Genomic DNA, 23,130 nt, shown 5'->3' on the forward strand with positions numbered 1-23,130 from the left:
ATTATGTATTGTTATAATTTATGCCTGAAAAGGTTGTTCTATGAAAATGAAGATTTCACTTAGCCTGAAATTGAATGGCTTAATATATTAATTCTATATTTTAGTAATTCCTAGAGGATAACCATGGGTACTGTGAAATCTTGGTTTGTGTTGCGATATATTGGGTTGGGTGTCGTCATTGTGTAGAGATCTGTAGCAGTTTTTTCTAAGGCCAAAAGATGGAGTCCATCCTCATCTAATATATTCGGCGCTTTTTTTAAGTTTGTAAGCACAGGGCATTTTGCATTCATAGTAAGGTCACCCAAAATATCAGCTGTTTCTTTTCGAAAACCTAAAACTCTAATATAAGGCATATGAAGTTTCTTCGTAAAATAAGAGACTTCTGCCCCTTTGATTTCTAATAAAATATGCAGTATTATACGCTGTATTTTTGTTCGTGTATACCTTTTGGATTTAATGAAATCAATGATGTCATCAATTTCATAGCAATCGTCGACTGAGCGGAGAATTCGGTTTTCCAAACCTTCTGTTACTTCAAAAATCTCCTGCAGGTATTGGGCAGAAACAGTTCTAAGCTTATAATTGAGCGGGCCGGCATAATTTTTCCAAAGAATGGGGGCAGTTCCAACGGAAAGGGTTTTGCCGTATAGCTCATAACAATTTTCGGGGACTTGTGCGAATGCCTGGGCAACTTGATCCTCCAAAATACCTTTTCTTATGGCAGATGCAGAAGCAAATTTGTTTTCAAGTGAGGTACTATGGTAGCCGCTGCCTTCTCGGCGAATTGTCATTGGTATCATGTTGCATTTATATCGTTCTAGTGCTTTTAAATATTCTAAGGCTAGGATATCATTTGGTTCGCTTAAAATTTTGCTGTTGATATTTGAAATGGTTTCTAATGCTTTAGACCTAGCAGTGGGGTAGGACAACCCTAAGTCCAAGTGGGATTTTAAAAGGGTACGAAATTCTTCCGTTTCATCGGTCATTAGCTTGGCTGCCTCTTGTAAATTAGAAAGGTTTCCGCTTTCAGAGCCGAAACAAAGGACGTCGACAATTCCAGTTTCCTCCAAGATACGAACAGCAGCTGATGCAAAAGTTTCTGCGTTTGCAGTGGCAAAAAGTACAGGCAGCTCTAAGACCATATCTACGCCGTTTAATAAGGCAGCTTTTGCTCTTGTCCATTTATCAAAAAAGGCGGGCTCTCCTCTTTGGACGAAACTGCCGCTTATTACAACTACAACACGATCAGCGCAACTTTTTTTCTTGGCCTCTTCTATCATATACCGATGTCCAAGATGAAAAGGATTATATTCTGTTATGATGCCAAGGGTTTTCATGTTTCCATCTCCTTTTCTTTCATTAACTTAATAGAAATTTAGAATAAAAGCAATACTTAAGGAAATAAAACCGTTTGTACGTTTCCTCATCTAACATTTATAATACTTAATTGATGAAATGTATTCTAGAATACCAGAGGTAAAACTTTTGATTTTGCCAGAACCATTGTGTTTTTTGGCATTCTTTTATCCAATATGGAAGAAGTCATTGTTTCAAAATCTTTCCTAAATAACTTATATTATACCACAAAAGTGATAAAGGGAAATATTTAGAAACAAAATATGACTAGATGTTTTTATCTTTAAGCAGAAAAGTAGTATGAAAAGGTTTAAAGATATCAATAGACTAAATTGAAAGAAACATACAAATTTTGGTTTTATGGGGTTATATGTGATGTAACGAAAAAAAACAAAAGAATTATTATAAAATCGTTAAAAATTTATCTGGAAAAATTTCCGAAAAAAGGATATACTTTTTATATAATAGTTCATGATTAGAGGCTGATGATGTGGAGAAGTTTGTGGATAATCCGGATTTCTTGCAAGATATATTTTTAGAAGAAACTTGGAAAAATATTGATAAAATCGACAACTTCATAGAAGAGAAAGCGAAAGAAGAAGAATTTTCTGTGTCAAGGGAGGAAGTAGATGGTTTATTTCGAACGATGCATAGCATTAAGGGCTCTGCGTCTATGATGGGATACCCCTCTATTTCAGAAACTGCCCATAGTGCGGAGGACTTGTTCTCTTATTTGCGTGAGGAAGAAAGGCCAGCCCAAAAAGACCTAAAGGCAATACTACAGCTATTGCGCATGGTTTCAGGATTTTTAAAAAGAGAGCTACGTCGTATGGAAACAGACGATGAAGTTACGGATTTTGGATGGGCCGTTGTGCGAAGAATTAAAAATTTCTTAGCCCATGTTGATAATGAAAACGAACCAGAGGGTCCCAGTTATCAAATAGCCTATACCCGTAAGGGAAAACAAAAAATTCCCTATACAAATTTTAGCATGCTCATCCCTCAAATGGAGCGTTTGGCAAATATCATGGGCAGAGAATTATCAAAAGAATTTATGGTGAAAATTTCGGGAGCGGAAACGGAAGTGCCCCGAGATATCTATGATAAAATTTCCATGGCTGTGTTACAAATGATGAAAAATAGCATGGACCATGGGTTAGAAAATACAGCTCTGCGTGAGAAAATGGGAAAAACCCCCGTCGGTGAGATTTCGGTGGAGATTCAGAAGGCTGGGCAAAGAGTTTATGTGATTTTTAGAGATGACGGACGTGGTTTAGATAAACATAGCATCTTACACATGGCAAAGACTAGGGGACTTTTGAAAAAACCGGAAGAAGAATATGAGGATAACGAAATTTTTGCATTTTTACTAAGACCAGGCTTTACAACAAAAAGTAGTGCAACCATGTTTTCCGGGAGAGGGGTAGGGTTGGATGTGGTTAATGCAGCTGTGTCTTCCTTGGGAGGTAGCATTAGAATTGAGAGCCGAGAATATATGGGCACGACATTTTTTATGGAATTTCCAGTAATTTCATAAAGGAATCATACTCATCATTATTGCTGTTTAAACTGATATTTTCTAACAATAAGTGGGCAGATGGCTGAAAAAAAGAGTAAATTTCAGCCATTTTTTTATGTCTTTTCCCTTGTACCGGTGGGACATTTTGTTTATAATAATATAGATGTGGGTAACAAAAGAAAATTCTACAATCAACTAGGAGGTTTTTAACTGTGGACTTTTTGGCATTAATGAAAGAAAAGGCGAAAGCCAATAAGAAAGTAATTGTTTTACCTGAATCTTATGAAAAAAGAAACTTGGAAGCAGCGGCAGAATGCTTAAAAGATGGATTAGCTGAAATCGTATTAATTGGTAATAAAGATAAAATCATGGAAGCGGCTGGTAGCTTTGATGTTTCCGATGCCATTTTTGTTGATCCAGAAAGCTATGATAGAATGGACGAAATGGTTGCTGGACTTGCTGAAGCAAGAAAGAGCAAAGGTATGACATTAGAAGAAGCTAAGAAACTTCTTATGGATGACTCCATGTTTGTTGGTGTTATGTTGGTTAAGATGGGGGTAGCTGATGGCATGGTTTCTGGCGCTATTCACTCTACTGCTGATACACTGCGCCCTGCACTGCAAATTTTAAAAACTGCACCTGGTACAGAATTGGTATCCTCTTTCTTTATCATGGTAACACAGACACCTGAATATGGCGATGACGGTATCTTACTGTTTGCCGATTGTGCACTCAACCAGAACCCTACACCTGCTGAATTGGCTTGCATTGCTGGTGACTCTGCAAAATCATATGCTGCATTTGTTGGCAAAGAAGCAAGAGTTGCTATGTTGAGCCATTCCACAATGGGCTCCGCAAAACATGCTGATGTAACAAAAGTAGTCGAAGCTGTTAAGATTGCAAAGGAAAAATATCCTGAAATTAAGTTGGATGGCGAAATCCAGTTGGATGCTGCAATTGTAAAAGAAGTTGGCGAACTCAAAGCGCCTACTAGCCCTGTTGCTGGTAAGGCAAACTGCTTGGTATTCCCTGACATTGATGCTGGTAATATTGGCTATAAATTGGTACAGAGATTTGGTAAGGCAGAAGCTTTCGGTCCTGTATTACAGGGTATTGCAAAGCCTGTAAATGATTTGTCCAGAGGTTGCTCTGCAAATGATATCGTTGCGGTAGTAGCTATGACAGCAGTTCAGGCTGAAGTAATGGGCAAATAAGAACACCATTTGATGCTTAACCGCCTTCAAAATTTGAAGGCGGTATAAATAACAAGTATAAATTAGTTATGAAATAGGTACATTACGAAGGAGAGAAAACAATGAAAATTCTTGTATTGAACTGCGGTAGTTCCTCTTTGAAATACCAGCTTTTCGACATGGAAAATGAAGCTGTATTGGCAAAAGGTCTTTGCGAAAGAATCGGTATCGAAGGTTCCAGATTGAAACATCAGCCTGCTGATAAGGATGATGTAGTTTTTGAAGACTATCTGGAAGATCATGACGTAGCTGTTCAAAAAGTTATGGAAGCTTTGACTAACCCTGAATATGGCGTTGTTAAGAGCATGAAGGAAATCAATGCAGTTGGTCACCGTGTTGTACATGGTGGTGAGTATTTTGCTGGTTCTGTAATCATCGATGATGCAGTAAAAGATGCTTTGGAAAAATGTAGTGAATTGGCACCTTTGCACAACCCTGCAAACTTAATCGGTATTGCAGCTTGTGAAAAACTTATGCCAGGTGTACCTCAGGTTGGTGTGTTTGATACAGCTTTCCATCAGACAATGCCTGAAAGAGCATACCTGTATGCAATTCCTTATGAATACTACGAAAAATACAAAATCAGAAGATACGGTTTCCATGGTACAAGCCATAGATATGTATCTGAAGAAGCTGCAAGAATGTTAGAAAGACCTTATGACCAGACAAAAACAATCACTTGCCACTTGGGTAATGGTGGTTCCATCTGTGCAGTAAGAAACGGCAAGTCTATTGATACTACAATGGGCTTCACACCTTTGGAAGGCCTCGTAATGGGTACTAGAGCTGGTGACGTTGACGCTGCTGTTATCACATTCTTAATGGAAAAAGAAAAATTAACTCCTCAGGAAATGGATAACATCTTAAATAAAAAATCCGGTGTTTTGGGTATTTCCGGCGTATCCAGTGACTTCCGTGATATTGAAGATGCAAGCGAACACGGCAATACAAGAGCGGAAGCAGCTTTAGATGTATTTGCTTATAAAGTAGCAAAAAGAATCGGTGCATATGCAGCAGCTATGAATGGCGTTGACTGTATCGTATTTACAGCTGGTTTAGGTGAAAACTCCGGCTCTACAAGAAGATTGATTTGTGATTACTTGGGTTACTTGGGTGTTCACATTGATTCTTACAATAATTCTTTAAGAGGAAAAGCAATGGAAATCTCTGCTTCTGATTCTAGAGTAAGAGTATTGGTTATTCCTACAAACGAAGAATTGGTAATTGCAAGAGATACTAAGGAACTTCTTGACAAATAAGAGCCCTTTCAGTATAATATTTTAGGTACGACTATGGGGTGATTTGAATGTTACTTGGAATGGCTCAGTTGTTTGGCAAAAACGGTGCATCAATGCCTGTTACGCTGACGGAGCAAATCAATGATACATCGGATTATCCCGATGTTGTGGAATTTTTGCAGCCTGTAAAGATAGAGGGAACTCTTAAAAACGAAGAAGAAATTTTCGTTTTTGAAGCAAAGGGCAATACAGAGGTCAACCTTAGGTGTGACCGTTGTCTTGCACCTGTCAGAAAAGAGCTTTGCTTCGAGATCAAGGAACGTTTTGCTCATACAGGCAGAGGAAACGAAGAGACAGAAACTTTTTCGGGAGATCAAATTGATCTTACGGACTTTGTCAAAAGGGGTATCATTAGTGCTATACCAATGAAAATTCTTTGCCATGAAGAATGCAAGGGGCTTTGCTCTGCTTGTGGTAGAGACTTAAATCAGGGAGAGTGCCAATGTGATACTACCTATATAGATCCGAGGTTTGAAAGTTTAAGGGCTCTTTTCAATGTTGACGAGGAGGTGTAGAAATGGCTGTACCCAAGGGACGAGTGTCTAAATCTAAAAGAGATAAGAGAAAAGCACAGAGTTGGAAAATTGCAACTCCTAGCTTGGTAAAATGCAGCAAGTGCGGCGAACTGATGACTCCTCATCAGGTTTGCAAAGCTTGCGGTGCATATAACAAGAAAACAATCATCAAAGTTGACTAATGTCAAACTCGAAAAGACAGCATATATGCTGTCTTTTCTTCTTATGTGCTGATTTTTTAATGAAAATTTCATCTTTTACCCTTGTTTGAGGTTATGCATTTAATAGGATGACTTTTTTAAATGGTGAACTGGATTGGATACAAAGCTATTGAAAATTTCTTCCAATGTGGGTAAAATAAAAATAATTCACAAATTGATTAACCAATCTGGGTAAATCTTCCTCTTGCTAGCTATTCTTTTTTTGCTTATTAGCTAGATAAGCTACAAATGAGATTATGATATGAGAAATCTATTTACAGCGGATATAAGTATGAGTGTGCTAAATAGATAGGCATCTGCCGAAAGAAGTTGGTTATAAATTTTTTTAAAGCAAAATACAAATAGTTGTTTTTGACTCAAAGGCTTTATTTTATAGAACGTCAGGGAGAAGAAAGGAATCAGGTGATTTCATGGATAAAAAAGTAATCGTAGCATTGGATGCTATGGGCGGCGACTTGGCACCTGTTGAAATTATTAAGGGTGCTGTGGATGCAGTGAAAGAATTGAATGTAGATATTAAGCTAGTTGGTCGTCAAGATGCGGTAAATGCTGAATTGGCGAAGTACGATTACGCCAAAGAGCGCATTCAGGTTGTTCACGCAGAAGAGGTAATTGGAACGGATGAGGTTCCTACCTCTGCAATCAGAAGAAAGAAAGACTCCTCGTTGGTTGTAGGGTTAAACTTAGTAAAAAATGGGGAGGCAGATGCCTTTGTTTCCGCAGGGAGTACGGGGGCTCTTTTGACGGGAGCCCTATTAATTGTTGGACGTATCGAAGGGGTTGAACGACCAGCTCTGGGTACTTGCTTGCCAACAAAAACAGGCTTTACATTCCTTTTGGATAGTGGTGCAAATGTTGATTGCAAGGCAAAATACCTGGAACAGTTTGCAAAAATGGGTTCAGTTTATGTTGAAAATATCTTTGGTAAAAAGCAGCCCACAGTTGCCTTAGTAAATATTGGGGCAGAAAAAGAAAAAGGAAATGCTCTGACCAAAGAGGCATATGAACTGCTGGAGGTTAGTGAGGGTATTAACTTTATAGGAAATATTGAACCAAGGAACATTCCTTTTGGTGAGTCTGACGTCACCGTTTGTGATGGTTTTGTTGGTAACACGATTTTGAAGCTTTGCGAAGGATTGAGCAAAACAATGATCGATATTATCAAAGAGGAAATCACAGCGGGTGCATATAAGGTAGCAGCTGCGATGCTCAAGAAGCCTTTTAAAAATGTAAAAAAACGTTTTGACTCCGATGAAGTTGGTGGTGCGCCTTTTATTGGTTTGAAATCACTTGTTGTTAAGGCTCATGGCAGCTCAAATGCGAGGGCAATTAAAAATGCCATACGCCAGTGTGTGTTGTTTACGGAAGCGGATATTGTGGAAAAAATTAAGGATAAACTGTAATTCGGCCGCTAAGAATAAGCCTCAATAAATTGATAAGCAAATATATGGTGAACTCCAGATATCCTTGAGAAAACAATAAATCTTTTGTGGTAAAAAAGTCGCAATTTTTTTGTGGCTTTTTTTGATGGTTCATGGTTTTTATTTCATCATAAAGTAAAATACTGTTAATAGTACTTCATTTTTGTGAGTCATGAAGTTTTGATATACTGCAACGAAATAGTAGTGCATTTAATTTATAGCAGGTAGATGAGATGAAGGAATTTAAGATATGTTAGTATGAAGAATATTATTTAAGTACATCGTAATTATAAATCATAACTATATGAAAATCCTAGCCACTACGATGGGTATTTTTTTGCCGAAAAAGCACTTGAAATGTTTTATAAATTTTTTCAGTTTACTACTGACAAATTGGGACAAATGGGTTATAGTATTGAAAGAAAATGATGTATTATTAGGAGGTTTAAATATGGATGAATCATTAGTAATGAATGTAATTGCGGAGCAGTTGAACGTAGGGGTGGAAACATTAACACAGGATACGGCTTTTGCAGATTTGGGTGCAGACTCTTTGGATTTGTTTCAGATTATTTCGGCGTTAGAAGAAACTTTCGATATGGAATTTGAAAATGATGAAGCGGAAAAAATCAAAACCATTGGTGATGCTATCACTTATATTAAAAATGTATTGGAGAACTAAATATGAATCATTTAAATCTGGAGGAGTTCGAACGAAAGATAGAGTACTCTTTTTCGGATAAAAGCCTATTGGTTTTAGCTTTGACCCATAGCTCTTATGCCAATGAAATGAAAAAGGGCAGCCATGAAAATAACGAACGGCTGGAATTTTTAGGTGATGCAGTATTAGATATGATTGTCAGTGAATATATGTATCGCTGTTTTCCAAAGATGCCAGAAGGTGAGTTAACAAAATTGCGTGCTGCAGTGGTGTGTGAAGCATCGTTGGCATCCTTATCTCGTAAACTAGGATTGGGTCGCTGTATTTTATTAGGCAGGGGCGAAGAAAGCACAGGCGGAAGAAACAGAGATTCTATTTTAGCGGATGCTTTTGAGGCGATTATAGGGGCAGTTTGTATCGATGGCGGCATAGAGTCAGCAAATCGCTATGTTATGCGCTTTATGGAGGAGCAGATTGAGCAAACAAAGAGTAATTTTAAAAGTTTAGATGGAAAAACCCATTTGCAAGAGGTAATACAAAAAATAAGCAAAGTTCCCCTGCAATATAAAATTATAGATGAGCAAGGGCCTGATCACAATAAGCTTTTTGTCGCTGAGGTGAACCATGATGGCCGTTTGCTGGGTAAGGGCAGCGGAAGAAGCAAAAAAGAGGCAGAACAAAATGCCGCAAATAACGCATTGGAGCATATGAACGGCTAACATCGGCATATGCTCGAGGGCGCTGTATTAAGACTCCGAGAGACGAAAGTTCTTTCGGAGTTTTTATTTTAATTTTACTTGTGGTGACTTTACTAAAATCTTGGAAGAATGAGGCGGGCAGCAGATTTTTACCTTTTATCATGGAACAGAGTTTTGCTACCACTGGTATAGTTTTTTTTTGTGAAACTAAAACAAGCATTGGTTTAGCGTTTTTAACACATAATAACCTTGTAAAACGGCATTGACATCTATTGCTGGTGGGAATATGATGGAAAGACAGTGCCGAAGGGAGGAACAAAAAATGAGTAAGTTAAATGGTTTAGGTGGGGATAAGGTTTTTTATTATTTCGAAGAAATTTGCAAAATTCCCCATGGCAGTGAAAACGAAATGGCTTTGAGCAATTATATTGCTGAATTTGCCAAGGAAAGAGGGTTATATTGCCGTCAGGATGAGCATTATAATGTATTAATTAAAAAACCAGGATCAAAGGGATATGAAAATGTTGCTCCCATGATTATTCAAGGGCATATCGATATGGTCTGTGAAAAAAATGCAGGAACTGATTTGGATTTTTTAACAGATCCTATTCAAATATATGTTAAAGATGATTTCATTCATGCAGAAGGAACAACTCTGGGTGCGGATAATGGAATTGCCGTTGCCTATATGCTGGCTTTATTGGATGATAATACATTAGAGCACCCTCCTTTAGAAGCTATTTTTACCGTTGAGGAAGAAATCGGTATGGGGGGAGCCAGAACTTTTGAAACTTTTGATGTTGAAGGTAAGCGCTTTTTGAATATGGATACAGAGGAGGAAGGGGTGCTTCTTTCCGGTTGTGCTGGGGGATGCAGAGTTAGGGTGTATTTACCAACTCAGCGAAAGGATAGCCCAGAGGGAAAAGAAGCCTTTCAAATTGCCATTCATGGCTTAAAAGGCGGTCATTCCGGTGCAGATATCCACTTGCAAAGAGCCAGTGCCAACCGTTTGATTGGTAGAGTGTTATTTCAATTAGGTAAAGAAGTTGATTATCTACTGGCTAGTGTAGATGGTGGGAATATGGATAATGCTATTTGTCGTGAGGCGGAGGCAATTGTATTAATAGATCAAAATAATGAGGGAAAGGTAAGATCCCTTTTAGCAAAGATAGAAAAAGATTTTCAGGTGGAATATAAAACAAGTGAGACGTCTATAACTATAACAATGGAAGCTTTAAAGGAAAAAGTTTTCAAAGTTTTGACGAACGATACAAAAAGTAAAGTGGTCTCTCTTTTAATGCTTTTGCCTTATGGTGTGCAAACGATGAGTATGGAAATGCAAGGACTAGTAGAAAGTTCCAGCAATATTGGGATTTTAAAAACAACATCTGATCATATTTATTTTGATAATGCGGTAAGAAGCTCTATTGAAAGCAGAAAAGCGTTGATAACCCAAAAGATTGAATCGGTAGCTAGTCTTTGTGGGGCCAGTGTTGAGTGTGTTAATGATTACCCGGGGTGGAGGTTTAACCCAGACTCACCCTTATTAAAGCTTTTTGCTAAGTGTTATGGAAAAATGTTTGGGAAAGAGGCTACTATTTCTGCAATTCATGCTGGATTAGAATGCGGTCTTTTTTCAGAGAAAATTCCGAACCTAGATATGGTTTCCATTGGGCCAGAAATGTATGACGTACACACACCTGATGAGCGTTTGTCTATTTCTTCCACAATTCGGGTTTGGGAGTTTTTGAAAGAAGTTTTAAAACAGATGGATCACTAATTCAAAAGGAATGGTGAAGCGATGAGATTGCCTTGGAATAAAAAATATTTGGTAATATCCTTCCATATAATTTTTACAGTTGGTATTCTGGTAGTATTGGGAATGTTGCTTTTTAAACTTTCCGAGGCGAAAAATGTCATAATTGAGACGGCGAGGGGGACCCTCGCCGTTTTTGCACCCCTTATATTGGCTATATTTTTTGCAGTTTTATTAGAACCCGTAACAAATTTTTTTCAGCATCAGTATGAAGCCCGCTTGACAGCTTTGCAACGAAGCAAAATCAAAAATAGGAAAGTTGGAACAGCAGGAGCATACTTGACCGTCATTGTGGTATTGGTTATTGGCGGTGGATGGGCTGCTAAAAGTTTGGGCACTGCAGATTTAGAGGGGCTGGCGGAACAATTATCTGCTTTTGTACAAAAAATGGGAGATCTGTTAGTATTGCTAAATCTAAAACTTGCAGAGCTTGGCATACTGCAAAATGTGGAGGGTATTTTGTCTGCTTGGACGGAAAGCGCAACCTTTTGGATACAGGAGAAGGTAATGGGCATTACAGGTTATATTCCAAAGATTGGAAGCAGATTGGTGGATATTGTTGTAGGATTGACTGCAGCATTTTATTTTCTAATGGAGAAAGAACGGATTCTGGGCTTTTGCAAAGATGCTTCTACGTTATTCTTTGGTCAAAAGGTAACAAGGCGAATACGTAGGGTGACAAGGGAAATTGACAATGTAGTAATGGGCTATTTAGGGGGTCAGCTGACAGATGCAGGCATTATGGCTGTCCTATTTTCCATTGCCTTTACGGTGGTGAGACTGCCCTACGGCGTTGTTTTGGGGTTAATTTCTGGGTTTTCAAACCTAATTCCATACTTTGGTGCAATTATGGCTTTTATTCTGGCTATTCTTGCGGGACTTTTAAGTGGTGAGCCCATTCGAGCGTTGTATGCTTCTATTTTGATTTTGATTTTGCAACAAATAGATAGTATGTTTATAGTGCCGAGGGTAGTTGGGAAAAAGGTTGAGATGCATCCAGTTTTGGTGTTACTCTCATTGGCCATATTTGGCAGGCTTTTTGGTTTTTGGGGACTTTTGGTAGCTGTACCTTTAGGAGCGTTAATAAAGAATTTATTCTTTTGGTTGATGAATAAGAAACAAGAACAAAATGAAGATTGGCAGTGATTTCTGTGAAAAATCACTTTTTTTTACGACATAAATCGTGTATAATAGTTGCTGTATAGATTGGAGTGAGCCTCGGTTAGAGGAAAGAATAGAAAGGCGGTTTAAGCGATGAGAGGTTTGGTTACAGAAGAGAGCGGAAAGATGGTAAAAGTTCATATCATCCGTCAGGAGGCTTGTGGCAGATGTAAGGCTTGTTTGTCTGGCTATATGGAGGCTGATATGGATATAGATGCCCAAAACCTTTGTGATGCAGAAGTGGGTGACTGGGTTGAGCTAAAATTGCAGGATAATGCATTTATGAATGCTGTTTTAATTAGCTACGGCATCCCTCTAATTGGGTTTTTGGCAGGAATATTTTTAGGTTACTTTGTGGTGAGCCCCCTGGTTCCTCTGCCTGAGAGTTTGGTTTCCTTCGGGTTAGGTGTTATTGGTGTGTTACTTTGCTATGGGTGGATTAAAAGCCAGAATCCCAGATGGGAAGGCGGCAAATATATGCCCATGGCTGTAAAACTGACATCAGAAGGATATGGTGTTGCAGAAGAACAAATGAGATAATTTTCTATATGAAGTGAAAAAGCAATCTTTAAAAGGTTGCTTTTTTTGTGGAGAAATAATTTACAGATGTGTCTACCAGAATTACAATTGAAAGTATCTTTTGTTATTATACATTAGGTGGTTATCTTAGAAAAATAAACATAAGGTGAACGGGTGTAGAAATTATCCCATATGATTGGGCATCTGTAAGCTATAGTAACCAATAGCCTAAGGGAGGTATCCAATCAGTTGTTTGCTAGGAAACGAACCGCAATGCATGCAATGAGTTTTTTAAAAGAATCCAAACGGGAAGATACTTAAAACTATACCCCAAAAATAACAAAAGAGTCCCCCAATATTATAAATAGATCGGATTTTTGGGTAAATATTCTCTTCATGTTGAGACAAAGGACGACTATTGTGATAAACATAACTGAGAACTTTGTGCCTTAAATCAATAATAGCTTTTTTTCAGTTTAGTGTTTTGAAAGCTTTATTTTACTTCCTCCTTAATTGAAAGCTTTGGCAAAATATTAATTTTAATAGGCTGAACCATTGTCCCTTTTCTTCATATTATGAGAGAAAGGGGATGATAATTATGAAGGAACGAGCAATGGCCCTTTGTGCTGAAGGAGAAAATTGCTCTAGGGCTGTTTTACGGGCAGCAGCAGAACAATACGGTTTCCCTCTTTCCCAAGAAATATTGGATAGCTGTAATGCAATCAGTGCGGGTTTCGGTATTGGCGGTATGTGCAGCTCATTAGTTGCTGCAGTTATGGTGCTTGGCATTTTATTTCCTACGGAGGAGGCAAAACAGAAAAGTTTAATTTTGTTTTGTAGGGTAAGGGCACGATGGCATTGTATTGATTGTTGCAGACTTTCTGCCAACAGAATGAACTGCGACGATTTGATTGGGGAAATTTCAGAAATTTTAGAAGAGATTATTGATGAATAATAAAAACGGCATGAACAGTATTTCTGTCATGCCGTTTTTTATTATTCTTGTGATTTTAGAGTTTCGTCCCCTGGTGTTGCTACCTCAACTTCAAATTCTTGTGCTGGGTGGAATGTATTTTCAGCAATCTGAATTTTTTTATTTTCTTGGCTTTGCAATTGTTGCAGTTGTGCTTGGTGAGAGATTTGTGCCTGCCTTAGTTGCTCGTTTTCTTTTTTTAGAGATGCAAGTTCAGACTCCATGCGAGATACTTGTGCTTTCCAACGCGCATTTACAGAGGCAATCTCATCGCTTCGTTGGGCAAGAAGGGCAGTTAATTCTTCCATCTGCTGTTTTTGAATATCCTGGGGAGGTACATAGGCTTTTGCCACCTTACTTTGGGGTGGCACTTCTTGTGTAAAATGAATGGGTTGGGGCTGTGCCTCCTGTTGAAATCTTAGGGGCTGTGCCTCCTGTTGAAATCTCAGGGGTTGTTTCTCTTGCTGAAAATGTATGGGTTGGGTTTGGTCGTCTTTTTGGAAATGCAGTGTTTGTTGTTGGGGTTTGGGCTGAGATTGGGGCTTTACAGAAACATTGTTTAAAACTAGGAAGGGGTTATAGTTTCTAGACATATCCCCGTAGGTTTCTGTTGCATTTAGCTGGCCTTCTTCAGCTCCGATAAATTCCCCTTTGGTGCATTGAGCAGGGAAGTTACCTGTATAACGCTCAACGGGACCGAATGTTGCACCATTGTTTTCAGAGGAACAACGCAAAGGTTGGCCGTTTACTGTCCACATTAAAACCAAATTACCATCTTCTAAAAAAGCCAAGCAGTTATCACAATTGGAGTCCTCCCACAGCACACGGGGGGTACTGATTGCCGAGGTTTGTTTATATTGGTAGACAACTTGGGTGCGAAACATTCCCCGAACAATATATAAAATATGAATTCGCTCTGCATCATTTACAATGGAGATGTCTACATAGTTTGACGGTGACTGAATCATTGGGGTAAGGCTACCCATTGTATATGGAGAAAGTAGCATTTCTCGTGCACTCCAAATGTTTCTGGAGGTTCTGTAATAAAGGATGATGTGCTCTCTACTCAAGCGCCGAGCAAGAAAAACAGTTTTACCAAAAGGCATAAAACGATCGATTTGATAGGGCTTTTCCCATTGCCCGTTACGAAAGGCCGTATACACCAAAGAGTCTATCCCTGTTGATTCTGTTGGTAGGTGATAGACGATATGAAACGTATCTTCACTTGGGATCATGAAAAATTTTGTTCTGCCTGAGGAGGGGGTTCCCCCCATCATTGGCCTATGATCCCAATTAACAAAATCAATAGAGGAAGCCATAAATAGATTGCCCTCCATCGTAGAATAAAGAATATAGCAGATTTCACCGAATTGACAGATTGAGAATGTGGAGGTAGTATGCTCTGCTATAATTTGTGGGCCTGACCAACCTGCGTTTGAGTATGTTCGTAGAAGTAGGGTAGTGTTTTCATGGTAAAACAGACAAAAATTGCCATTAGGCATTTTTAAATATTTTATATTGGGATTTTGCATATGAACGCTCCCTTGAATTTTTTATCAGTTTATGCAAGGGGAAAGGGAAAAAGAATACGTGGGAAAAGAATGTATGTGTTTGTGCCTCGAAAAGAAGCTTTATTTGTGTGAAAATAGTAAATATATGAAAGGATGATAAAACAATAATGATTTACAAAGATCAGGGAAAATGGGAGAACAATTTATCATGAAAATAGCCCATATCAACTTCAAAGATGGGTTTAGGGCATCTGGAAAATCTGATAGGTGCCTTTGGCTTAGTGAGGATTTGAAAAAACAAGCCAAAGGAATACTAAGAAATCTCAGGGAACCTTGATATACCAGATATAATGATCCATATCTGTTGCCTTGGTTGGACAAAAATTTTTCGGGTAATTTTTTTGAAGCTCAAAATTAGTGCCCATTGGCAATGAAAAATTTGATCTGAGGGTATGACCGAATAAGTTTGGATACTGCCCTAGATTTGAATAAAACTTAGAGTAGCGAATGTTTGGAATAGATTCGTAAAAAAGCTATAAAAGTTCTTACTTTTCAACTCAAGAGATCCAATGGCAGTCAGGTGAAAAGGTTAGAAGTATTTCATTTGTGGCGAAGATCCATGTTAAAAAGCAGATACCTATTCTGGGTATCTGCTTTAATATATGAAGGTGTGTATCTTTATGTTCTCTTTGCTTTTGACTCGCAGTAAATACAACGATATACCCTGTTTTCACGGTCCGTCAACTTAAAAATATGACTGATTTCCTGTTCCACAGAAGTAATGCATCGAGGATTTCTGCATTTAATTACATTTGTCAATTTTTCCGGCAGTTGGGGATGGAATTTTTTGATTCTTTGACCGTCTTTGATGATGTTAATTGTTATGTCAGGGTTGATATAACCTAAAACTTCCAGGTTCAAATGGAGGTCAGCATCTATCTTAATAATGTCTTTTTTACCAATTTTGCCACTTCCCGCATTTTTAATTAAGGCAATGGAGCAGTCTAAGGCTTCTAGATTTAATAGATGGTAAATTTCCATTCCCTGTCCAGCTTTGATATGGTCGATCACAATACCGTTTCGAATTGCATCTATATTCATATTACTCCACCTCCAAAAGCTTCAAAATTAAGGCCATGCGGATAAATTTTCCATAAAGTACTTGCTTGAAATAGCAAGCACGAGGGTCATCATCCACATCGACGGAAATTTCGTTTACACGAGGTAGGGGATGCATGATGCAAAGGTCTGACTTTGCGGTGGTCAGCTTTTCTTGATTTAGAATGTAGCTGTCTTTCAATCGCACATAATCTGCTTCGTTGAAGAATCGCTCTCTTTGCACACGAGTCATATAGAGTATATCCAAGGTTGGCATGACTTCATCCAAACTGCTGGTGATTGTATATTTGATGCCTTTCTTATCTAATACATCGTTTATGATATAGCCGGGCAGCTTTAATTCCTCGGGTGAAATTAGAACAAAATGAATGTTTTCATATCGGGATAAGGCATGAATCAATGAGTGTACTGTTCTGCCAAATTTTAAGTCGCCACAAAGCCCAACGGTTAAGTTATCGAAGTGACCCTTTTCTCTTTGGATTGTTAAAAGGTCAGTCAGGGTTTGGGTTGGGTGGTTATGGCCACCGTCCCCGGCGTTAATGATGGGCACAGATGCGTGCATGGATGCCACCATAGGCGCACCTTCCTTTGGGTGACGCATTGCGATAATATCAGCGTAACAGCTTACCGTACGAACGGTGTCAGAAACGCTCTCCCCTTTGGAGGCAGAACTGTTATTTGCTGCAGAAAAGCCTAAAACATTGCCACCCAATTCCATCATTGCTGCCTCAAAGCTAAGCCTTGTGCGGGTGGATGGTTCAAAAAACAGGGTCGCAAGCTTTTTGTAGCGGCACTTATCTCTATAGTTAACGGGGTTTTCAATAATATCATTTGCGGTATTAATCAAGCCGTCAATTTCTTCGATGGAAAGATCAACAATATCGATTAAGCTTCTCATTATTTATCACTCCTCCAGCTTTCGTCGCTAGGATCATTGCGGAAAGTCATTAATCTTTTAATATCCTCTTGCTTGATATAACCTTCCTTTGCAGCAACCTCAGCAACTGCATCAAAATCAGAGAGGCTAATGTTTTTTACATTTGCTTCGGCTAAGCGTTCTAGGCCTTTTTTCATGCCGTAAGTAAAGATGCTTACTACGCCAAGAACCTCTGCGCCTGCCTCACGAAGTACATTTACAACTTCGATGACGCTCCCGCCAGTGGATATCAAGTCTTCCACAACAACAACTCGCTGGCCTTTTTCCAATCTACCTTCAATCTGGTTGTTGCGTCCATGATCCTTTGCACCGGAACGCACGTAGCCCATGGGTAAGCCTAAAATATGCGCTGTGATTGCTGCATGGGCGATCCCAGCGGTGCTAGTACCCATGAGAACTTCACATTCGGGATATTCTTTGTGTATAGTTTCGGCCAATGCATTCTCGATGTGATTTCTGACTACAGGGGAAGTTAGAGTTAAGCGGTTGTCGCAATAAATTGGGCTTTTGATTCCGCTTGCCCATGTAAAGGGGTCTTCTGTACGCAGGAATACGGCACCAATGGATAATAAGTCTTTTGCAATGAGATTTTTCATTACGCTTCGCCTCCTAAAAATTCTTTCAAGCATCTTCTATAGGCGGCAACGGGATCTGCCGCTTGGGTAATAGGGCGACCTACTACAATGTAATCTGAGCCTAATTCTCTTGCTTTTTCAGGGGTTGCAATACGCACCTGATCTCCCGCTTCACCATCAGCAAAGCGTACGCCAGGGGTGATTGTTAAGAATTCATCTCCGCATACTGCTTTTACTCTGTTTGCTTCCCAAGGGGAGCAGACAACGCCGTCAAGGCCTGCGGTCTTTGTATTTTTTGCATAATGCAATACAGTTTCTTCTAGGCTGTGGTTAATAAGGAGGTCATTTTGCATTCTTTCTTCACTGGTGGAAGTCAGCTGTGTTACAGCAATTAGGATGCCTCGGCTCCCATCCTTTTTTGTGAATCCCTCGAGTGCAGCTTCCATCATGGCAATGGTGCCAGAGGCATGAACATTACATAGGTCTACATCCAAATCCGACAAAACGGAGATGGCTTTTTTAACAGTATTTGGTATGTCGTGAAGTTTTAAATCCAAAAATACTTTATGTCCTCTTGCCTTAATTTCTTTTACGATAGTAGGGCCTTCTGCATAGAAAAGCTCCATGCCGATTTTCAAGAATGGTCTTTCTTCCTTAAAGTTTTCTAAGAAAGCCATTAAATCAGCTTTGCTGTTAAAATCACAAGCGATAATGACGTCTTTACTCATTTATGGGCACCTCCAATGATATGGTTTAAATCTGTAATACCGTATTTCTTCATAACCCTAGGTAAGTCCTCAATGATATTTTTGCAAACAAAAGGGTCCACCAAGTTTGCGGCACCAACCTGAACGGCAGTTGCTCCTGCAAGCATCATTTCAAGCACATCCTCTGCTGAGGATACACCACCCATGCCGATAATGGGGATTTTTACTGCTTCATAAACCTGGTAAACCATGCGCACTGCTACTGGGAAGATGGCACTACCGGAGAAACCTCCCATTTTGTTTGCTATGACAGGTTTACCTGTTTTTAAGTTGATTCGCATTCCCATTAAGGTGTTGATTAAGCTGATACCGTCAGCACCTGCTTCCTCACAGGCTTTTGCAATGGAAACGATATCGGACACGTTAGGGCTAAGCTTGATGTAGACGGGTTTTGTGGTTACTGCTTTTACGGAACGGGTCACCTCTGCCGCCGCCTCAGGGCTTGTGCCAAAGCTCATACCACCATGATGTACGTTAGGGCAGCTCACGTTAACCTCGATGATGCCAATCTGCCCCTCTTTATCGATTTTTTCACAGCAGTAGGCGTATTCTTCCACAGAGAAACCGCTGATATTTGCAATCACAGGCTTGTGGAATACCTTTCTCATCTTAGGCAATTCTTCATGAATTACTTTTTCTATCCCTGGGTTTTGCAAACCTACGGAGTTAATTAGCCCGCCGGTACATTCTGCAATTCTTGGCGTAGGGTTGCCAAAGCGTGGGTCTTTTGTGGTTCCTTTAAAGGAGAAGGAACCTAGTAAATTGATGTCATAAAGCTCAGCAAATTCATAGCCGTAGCCGAAGGTGCCACTAGCAGGGATTATGGGGTTATCAAGGGTAATACCGCTTAAAGCTACTTTTGTATTCACCATATGATTTCCTCCTTTTCTAAAACAGGGCCTTCCTTACAGATACGTTTGTTGCCGTATTTTGTTTTGCAAGAACAACCCATGCAAGCACCAAATCCGCAACCCATTCTTTCTTCAAAGCTTAGCTGTCCACTGGACGATGTACAGTCAGAAAGCGCTTTGAGCATAGGCTCGGGACCACAAGTGTAAAAATAAGTATAGTCAGACAAGGAGTTTACAATGTCTGTAACGAATCCTTTTGTTCCTAGGCTGCCGTCTGCCGTAGTAATTAGAACCTCAGCTCCCAGGTTTTCAAAATCTTCCGTATAAAAAGCCTCGTCTTTTGTATTAAAGCCTAAAACAACTATCGGCATTTTTCCTTCACCAATAAGATTTTTTGCCAAACGATACATGGGGGGGATCCCCACACCACCACCGATTAGGAGGGGGCGATGACCGCTTTTGCTGGTATCATAGCCGTTGCCTAAGCCTGTTAAAATATCAAGCTTTTGGGATGGCGTCATTTGACTCATGGCTTCGGTACCTTTACCCACTACTTTATATAGGATGGTAATGGAGTTATCATCATAGTCGCAGATTGAGATAGGGCGCCGTAGGAACATCCCGTCCAATTTTATATTTAAGAATTGTCCTGCCCTTGTAATGGCAGAGGTTTCCCCCTCAAGCACCATGCGGTACACGGTGCTTGTTAGGGGATTATTTTTTCTGATTGTAAATACGGATTGTTTCAAGAAAAGTCCTCCTTAGGCGTCGATAGTAGAGATGCAAAGGGTTGTTTCTTCCAAAACATCCAGCAGAACTCTTACAGTATCAAGGGCGGTGAACATGGTTACGTTGTTTTCAACGGCACACTGGCGAATTTCCTGACCATCATTCATGCCTTCTTCAGAATTTACATCCCTTGTGTTGATGACATAACTAACATATCCGGAGCGGATGGAATCGAAAATTTCTTCGCTGCCTTCGCTTACTTTTCTTTTGATACGCGTACGTATACCGTGTTCTTTTAAGAATTCAGCCGTACCTGCCGTTGCTTCGATATTGAAGCCCAATTCGTAGAAGCGACGGATAAGGGGCAATGCTTCTTCCTTATCTTTATCCGTAATGGTTGCCAGAACAGTGCCGTAGTTTAAGATGTTCATACCAGATGCCTGCAAAGCTTTGTATAATGCTCTGTTCAGCTTATTGTCATAACCAATTGCTTCCCCTGTGGATTTCATTTCGGGGGAAAGGTAGGTGTCCATACCTCTTAATTTGGAGAAGGAGAAGGCTGGAACCTTTACATACCATCTTGGGCTTTCATCGGGATAGATACCAAAGATGCCCTGTTCTTTTAATGTTTTACCCAAGATGACCAGTGTTGCAATGTCTGCAAGGGAGTAGCCTGTTGCCTTGGAAAGAAAAGGCACCGTTCTGGAGGATCTGGGGTTTACTTCTATTACGAATACGTTATCCTGGCTATCAACGATAAACTGGATGTTGAACAAGCCGCGGATACCGATACCCAGGCCCAGTTTCTTTGTGTATTCTAAAATTTTACCCTTTGCTTTCTGGGATACGCTGAAGGTAGGGTAAACGCTGATAGAGTCACCTGAGTGAACCCCTGTGCGCTCTACGTGTTCCATGATGCCTGGTACGAAAACGTCGAAGCCGTCGCACACTGCGTCAACTTCTAATTCCTTGCCTTGAATATATTTATCAACCAAAACGGGTTGGTCTTCATTAATCTGTACTGCTGTTTTCAGGTAGGTGCGCAGAGCATTTTCGTTGGCCACAATCTGCATTGCACGACCGCCTAAAACGTAGCTGGGGCGAACCAAAACGGGGTAACCGATTTCATTGGCTGCCATCACACCATCCTCGATGTTGGTTACGGCACGCCCCTTTGGCTGAGGAATGTCTAAATCTTTTAAAATATGCTCGAAGGCATCTCTGTTTTCTGCCCTTTCGATGGCATCTACATCGGTACCGATGATTTCAACTCCACGCTCCATCAAAGGCTGTGCTAAGTTGATTGCCGTCTGGCCACCTAAGGAAGCGATAACGCCAAGGGGCTTTTCTAACTCTACGATGTTCATAACATCTTCAACGGTGAGAGGCTCAAAGTAAAGCTTATCACTGGTTGTATAGTCGGTTGAAACAGTTTCGGGGTTGTTATTGATGATGATGGATTCATAACCAAATTCCTTGATGGTTGTTACAGCGTGAACTGTGGAGTAATCAAACTCTACTCCCTGACCAATTCGGATTGGACCGGAACCAAGAACGATGATTTTTTTCTTATCGGTAATGATGGAATCATTTTTTTCTTCGTAGGTTGAGTAGAAGTAAGGAATATAGCCCTCAACACCGCTTGTTTCAATCATTTTATAAACAGGGAACAAATTCATGGCTTTACGCTGCTCAAACACCTGAACTTCCTTTTGGTTCCACAGGCTTGCAATTATTTTGTCAGAGAAGCCCATTTTTTTCGCTACTTTCAGGATTTCTTCGTTGCCTACGTTTTTTGCAAGTACCTTTTCATAATCTACGATATTTTTCATTACTTCCAAGAAGTATTTTGTAATCATGGTTGCGTTGAAGATTTCATCCAGAGATACACCGTTGCGGATTAACTGAGCGATGGCATAAATTCTGTCATCAGGGCTTTCAGCGATATAGGATAGCAATTCTTCGTTGCTAACGTTGTCAAATTTGGGCATATAAAGGTGGGAAACCCCGATTTCTAGGGAGCGTACCGATTTTAAGATACATTCTTCGATGGTGCGGCCAATGCCCATAACTTCGCCTGTTGCCTTCATCTGTGTGCCAAGGGTGTTGGTTGCCGATGCAAACTTGTCAAAAGCGAATCTAGGGAATTTTGCCACAATATAGTCTAAAGCGGGCTCGTAGTTTGCATTAACATGAGCGACCTTAATCTCCTCTAAGGTCATACCTACTGCAATTTTTGCTGTAACTCTGGCGATAGGATAACCGCTTGCCTTGGATGCCAAAGCGGAGGAGCGGGATACACGAGGGTTTACTTCGATTAAGTAGTACTTTGAGGAGTCGGGATCTAGCGCAAACTGAACATTACAGCCACCTTCAATTTTTAATGCACGGATGATTTTCAGTGCACTGTCACGAAGCATTGTAAAGTCATCATCACTTAATGTTAGGATTGGCGCAACCACGATGGAGTCGCCTGTATGAACGCCAACAGGGTCAATATTTTCCATGCCGCAGATGGTGATTGCTCTGTCGGTTTTATCTCTCATTACTTCAAATTCGATTTCTTTGAAACCCTTAACACTTTTTTCTACCAATACCTGATGGGTAGGAGAAAGCCTAAGGGCATTTTTCATAATTGTTTTCAACTCTGCTTCGTTTCCAGCAAATCCACCCCCAGTGCCGCCCAATGTAAATGCTGGACGTAATACCACAGGATAGCCGATTTCTTTTGCGGCTACGATTGCTTCTTCTATGGAATAAGTAATGATAGAGGGAATAACAGGCTCACCGATTTCCTGGCAAAGCTCCTTAAACAATTCTCTATCTTCTGCCCTTTCAATGCTTTCGCAGCTAGTGCCTAAAAGTTCAACTTGGCATTCTTTCAAGATGCCTTTCTTTTCTAACTGCATTGCTAGGTTTAGGCCTGTCTGTCCGCCGATACCAGGAACGATGGCATCGGGACGTTCGTATCTCAGAATTTTTGCAATATATTCTAATGTCAAAGGTTCCATATAAACCTTATCAGCAATGGTGGTATCAGTCATGATGGTAGCGGGGTTAGAGTTAACCAAAACGACTTCGTAGCCTTCCTCTTTTAAAGCAAGGCAAGCCTGTGTACCTGCATAATCAAATTCTGCAGCCTGTCCGATGACAATGGGGCCGGAACCGATGATAAGGATTTTTTTGAGATCTGTTCTTTTTGGCATTGAATATCCTCCTTAAATATATAT

21 protein-coding genes are annotated in these 23,130 nt (G+C 39.9%); 12 read left to right on the top strand and 9 right to left on the bottom strand.

Features of this window, described 5'->3' with window-relative positions:
* Positions 1 to 110 precede the first annotated feature (110 nt).
* Positions 111 to 1,337, bottom strand: a complete 1,227-nt coding sequence (locus tag ABVZ64_RS07515) for a nucleotidyltransferase (RefSeq protein WP_352400402.1) — start codon at positions 1,335 to 1,337, stop codon at positions 111 to 113.
* A gap of 509 nt (positions 1,338 to 1,846) precedes the next feature.
* Here ABVZ64_RS07515 and ABVZ64_RS07520 point away from each other — a divergent pair.
* From ABVZ64_RS07520 to ABVZ64_RS07575, 12 genes are all read left to right on the top strand, one after another.
* Positions 1,847 to 2,893, top strand: coding sequence for an ATP-binding protein (locus tag ABVZ64_RS07520; RefSeq protein ID WP_352400403.1), 1,047 nt, complete (start codon positions 1,847 to 1,849; stop codon positions 2,891 to 2,893).
* A 194-nt stretch (positions 2,894 to 3,087) separates the two neighbouring features.
* Positions 3,088 to 4,089, top strand: a complete 1,002-nt coding sequence (gene pta / locus ABVZ64_RS07525; protein ID WP_352400404.1) for a phosphate acetyltransferase — start codon at positions 3,088 to 3,090, stop codon at positions 4,087 to 4,089.
* 101 nt (positions 4,090 to 4,190) lie between these two features.
* Positions 4,191 to 5,387, top strand: a complete 1,197-nt coding sequence (locus ABVZ64_RS07530; RefSeq protein WP_352400405.1) for an acetate/propionate family kinase — start codon at positions 4,191 to 4,193, stop codon at positions 5,385 to 5,387.
* A gap of 47 nt (positions 5,388 to 5,434) precedes the next feature.
* Positions 5,435 to 5,941: a YceD family protein gene (locus ABVZ64_RS07535; protein ID WP_352400406.1), complete on the top strand. Its 507-nt coding sequence runs from the start codon at positions 5,435 to 5,437 to the stop codon at positions 5,939 to 5,941.
* Positions 5,942 to 5,943: 2 nt separating this feature from the next.
* Positions 5,944 to 6,123, top strand: a complete 180-nt coding sequence (gene rpmF, locus ABVZ64_RS07540; protein ID WP_066051981.1) for a 50S ribosomal protein L32 — start codon at positions 5,944 to 5,946, stop codon at positions 6,121 to 6,123.
* Between the two features lie 449 nt (positions 6,124 to 6,572).
* A complete protein-coding gene (plsX, locus tag ABVZ64_RS07545) occupies positions 6,573 to 7,565 on the top strand; it encodes a phosphate acyltransferase PlsX (protein ID WP_352400407.1) in 993 nt (330 codons plus the stop codon).
* 469 nt (positions 7,566 to 8,034) lie between these two features.
* On the top strand, positions 8,035 to 8,265 hold the full coding sequence (acpP, locus tag ABVZ64_RS07550) for an acyl carrier protein (protein WP_352400408.1): 231 nt from the start codon (positions 8,035 to 8,037) through the stop codon (positions 8,263 to 8,265).
* Between the two features lie 2 nt (positions 8,266 to 8,267).
* Positions 8,268 to 8,963 carry a ribonuclease III gene (gene rnc, locus ABVZ64_RS07555; RefSeq protein ID WP_352400409.1) on the top strand — a complete coding sequence of 232 codons (696 nt, stop codon included), beginning with the start codon at positions 8,268 to 8,270 and terminating at the stop codon, positions 8,961 to 8,963.
* A 301-nt stretch (positions 8,964 to 9,264) separates the two neighbouring features.
* Positions 9,265 to 10,722 (top strand): aminoacyl-histidine dipeptidase, encoded by a 1,458-nt coding sequence (locus tag ABVZ64_RS07560; RefSeq protein ID WP_352400410.1) that lies wholly within the window; start codon positions 9,265 to 9,267, stop codon positions 10,720 to 10,722.
* 21 nt (positions 10,723 to 10,743) lie between these two features.
* Positions 10,744 to 11,904, top strand: coding sequence for an AI-2E family transporter (locus ABVZ64_RS07565; protein WP_352400411.1), 1,161 nt, complete (start codon positions 10,744 to 10,746; stop codon positions 11,902 to 11,904).
* Between the two features lie 108 nt (positions 11,905 to 12,012).
* Positions 12,013 to 12,459: a SoxR reducing system RseC family protein gene (locus tag ABVZ64_RS07570; RefSeq protein ID WP_352400412.1), complete on the top strand. Its 447-nt coding sequence runs from the start codon at positions 12,013 to 12,015 to the stop codon at positions 12,457 to 12,459.
* Positions 12,460 to 13,036: 577 nt separating this feature from the next.
* Positions 13,037 to 13,393, top strand: a complete 357-nt coding sequence (locus ABVZ64_RS07575; protein ID WP_352400413.1) for a C-GCAxxG-C-C family (seleno)protein — start codon at positions 13,037 to 13,039, stop codon at positions 13,391 to 13,393.
* Between the two features lie 41 nt (positions 13,394 to 13,434).
* On the opposite strand, the gene ABVZ64_RS07580 is transcribed toward ABVZ64_RS07575, so the two are convergent.
* The 8 genes from ABVZ64_RS07580 to carB form a co-directional block, all read right to left on the bottom strand.
* Complete coding sequence (locus ABVZ64_RS07580) at positions 13,435 to 14,943, bottom strand: hypothetical protein (RefSeq protein ID WP_352400414.1); 1,509 nt, start codon at positions 14,941 to 14,943, stop codon at positions 13,435 to 13,437.
* Between the two features lie 657 nt (positions 14,944 to 15,600).
* Positions 15,601 to 16,023 (bottom strand): aspartate carbamoyltransferase regulatory subunit, encoded by a 423-nt coding sequence (locus ABVZ64_RS07585; protein ID WP_352400415.1) that lies wholly within the window; start codon positions 16,021 to 16,023, stop codon positions 15,601 to 15,603.
* A 1-nt stretch (position 16,024) separates the two neighbouring features.
* Complete coding sequence (gene pyrB / locus ABVZ64_RS07590; protein WP_352400416.1) at positions 16,025 to 16,939, bottom strand: aspartate carbamoyltransferase; 915 nt, start codon at positions 16,937 to 16,939, stop codon at positions 16,025 to 16,027.
* The gene (gene pyrE / locus ABVZ64_RS07595; protein ID WP_352400417.1) at positions 16,939 to 17,574 is read right to left on the bottom strand and encodes an orotate phosphoribosyltransferase; all 636 of its coding nucleotides are present in this window, start codon (positions 17,572 to 17,574) and stop codon (positions 16,939 to 16,941) included. Before pyrE ends, pyrB begins: the two co-directional genes overlap by 1 nt.
* Complete coding sequence (gene pyrF / locus ABVZ64_RS07600) at positions 17,574 to 18,281, bottom strand: orotidine-5'-phosphate decarboxylase (RefSeq protein ID WP_352400418.1); 708 nt, start codon at positions 18,279 to 18,281, stop codon at positions 17,574 to 17,576. Before pyrF ends, pyrE begins: the two co-directional genes overlap by 1 nt.
* Positions 18,278 to 19,192, bottom strand: coding sequence for a dihydroorotate dehydrogenase (locus tag ABVZ64_RS07605; protein ID WP_352400419.1), 915 nt, complete (start codon positions 19,190 to 19,192; stop codon positions 18,278 to 18,280). Before ABVZ64_RS07605 ends, pyrF begins: the two co-directional genes overlap by 4 nt.
* Entirely contained in the window at positions 19,186 to 19,920 is a 735-nt protein-coding gene (locus tag ABVZ64_RS07610; protein WP_352400420.1) for a dihydroorotate dehydrogenase electron transfer subunit, read from the bottom strand. Before ABVZ64_RS07610 ends, ABVZ64_RS07605 begins: the two co-directional genes overlap by 7 nt.
* Before the next feature lie 12 nt (positions 19,921 to 19,932).
* A complete protein-coding gene (gene carB / locus ABVZ64_RS07615) occupies positions 19,933 to 23,106 on the bottom strand; it encodes a carbamoyl-phosphate synthase large subunit (RefSeq protein WP_352400421.1) in 3,174 nt (1,057 codons plus the stop codon).
* Between the last annotated feature and the right edge of the window lie 24 nt (positions 23,107 to 23,130).

Source organism: Anaerotignum sp. (genome assembly GCF_040307045.1).
Classification (GTDB): domain Bacteria; phylum Bacillota; class Clostridia; order Lachnospirales; family Anaerotignaceae; genus Chakrabartyella.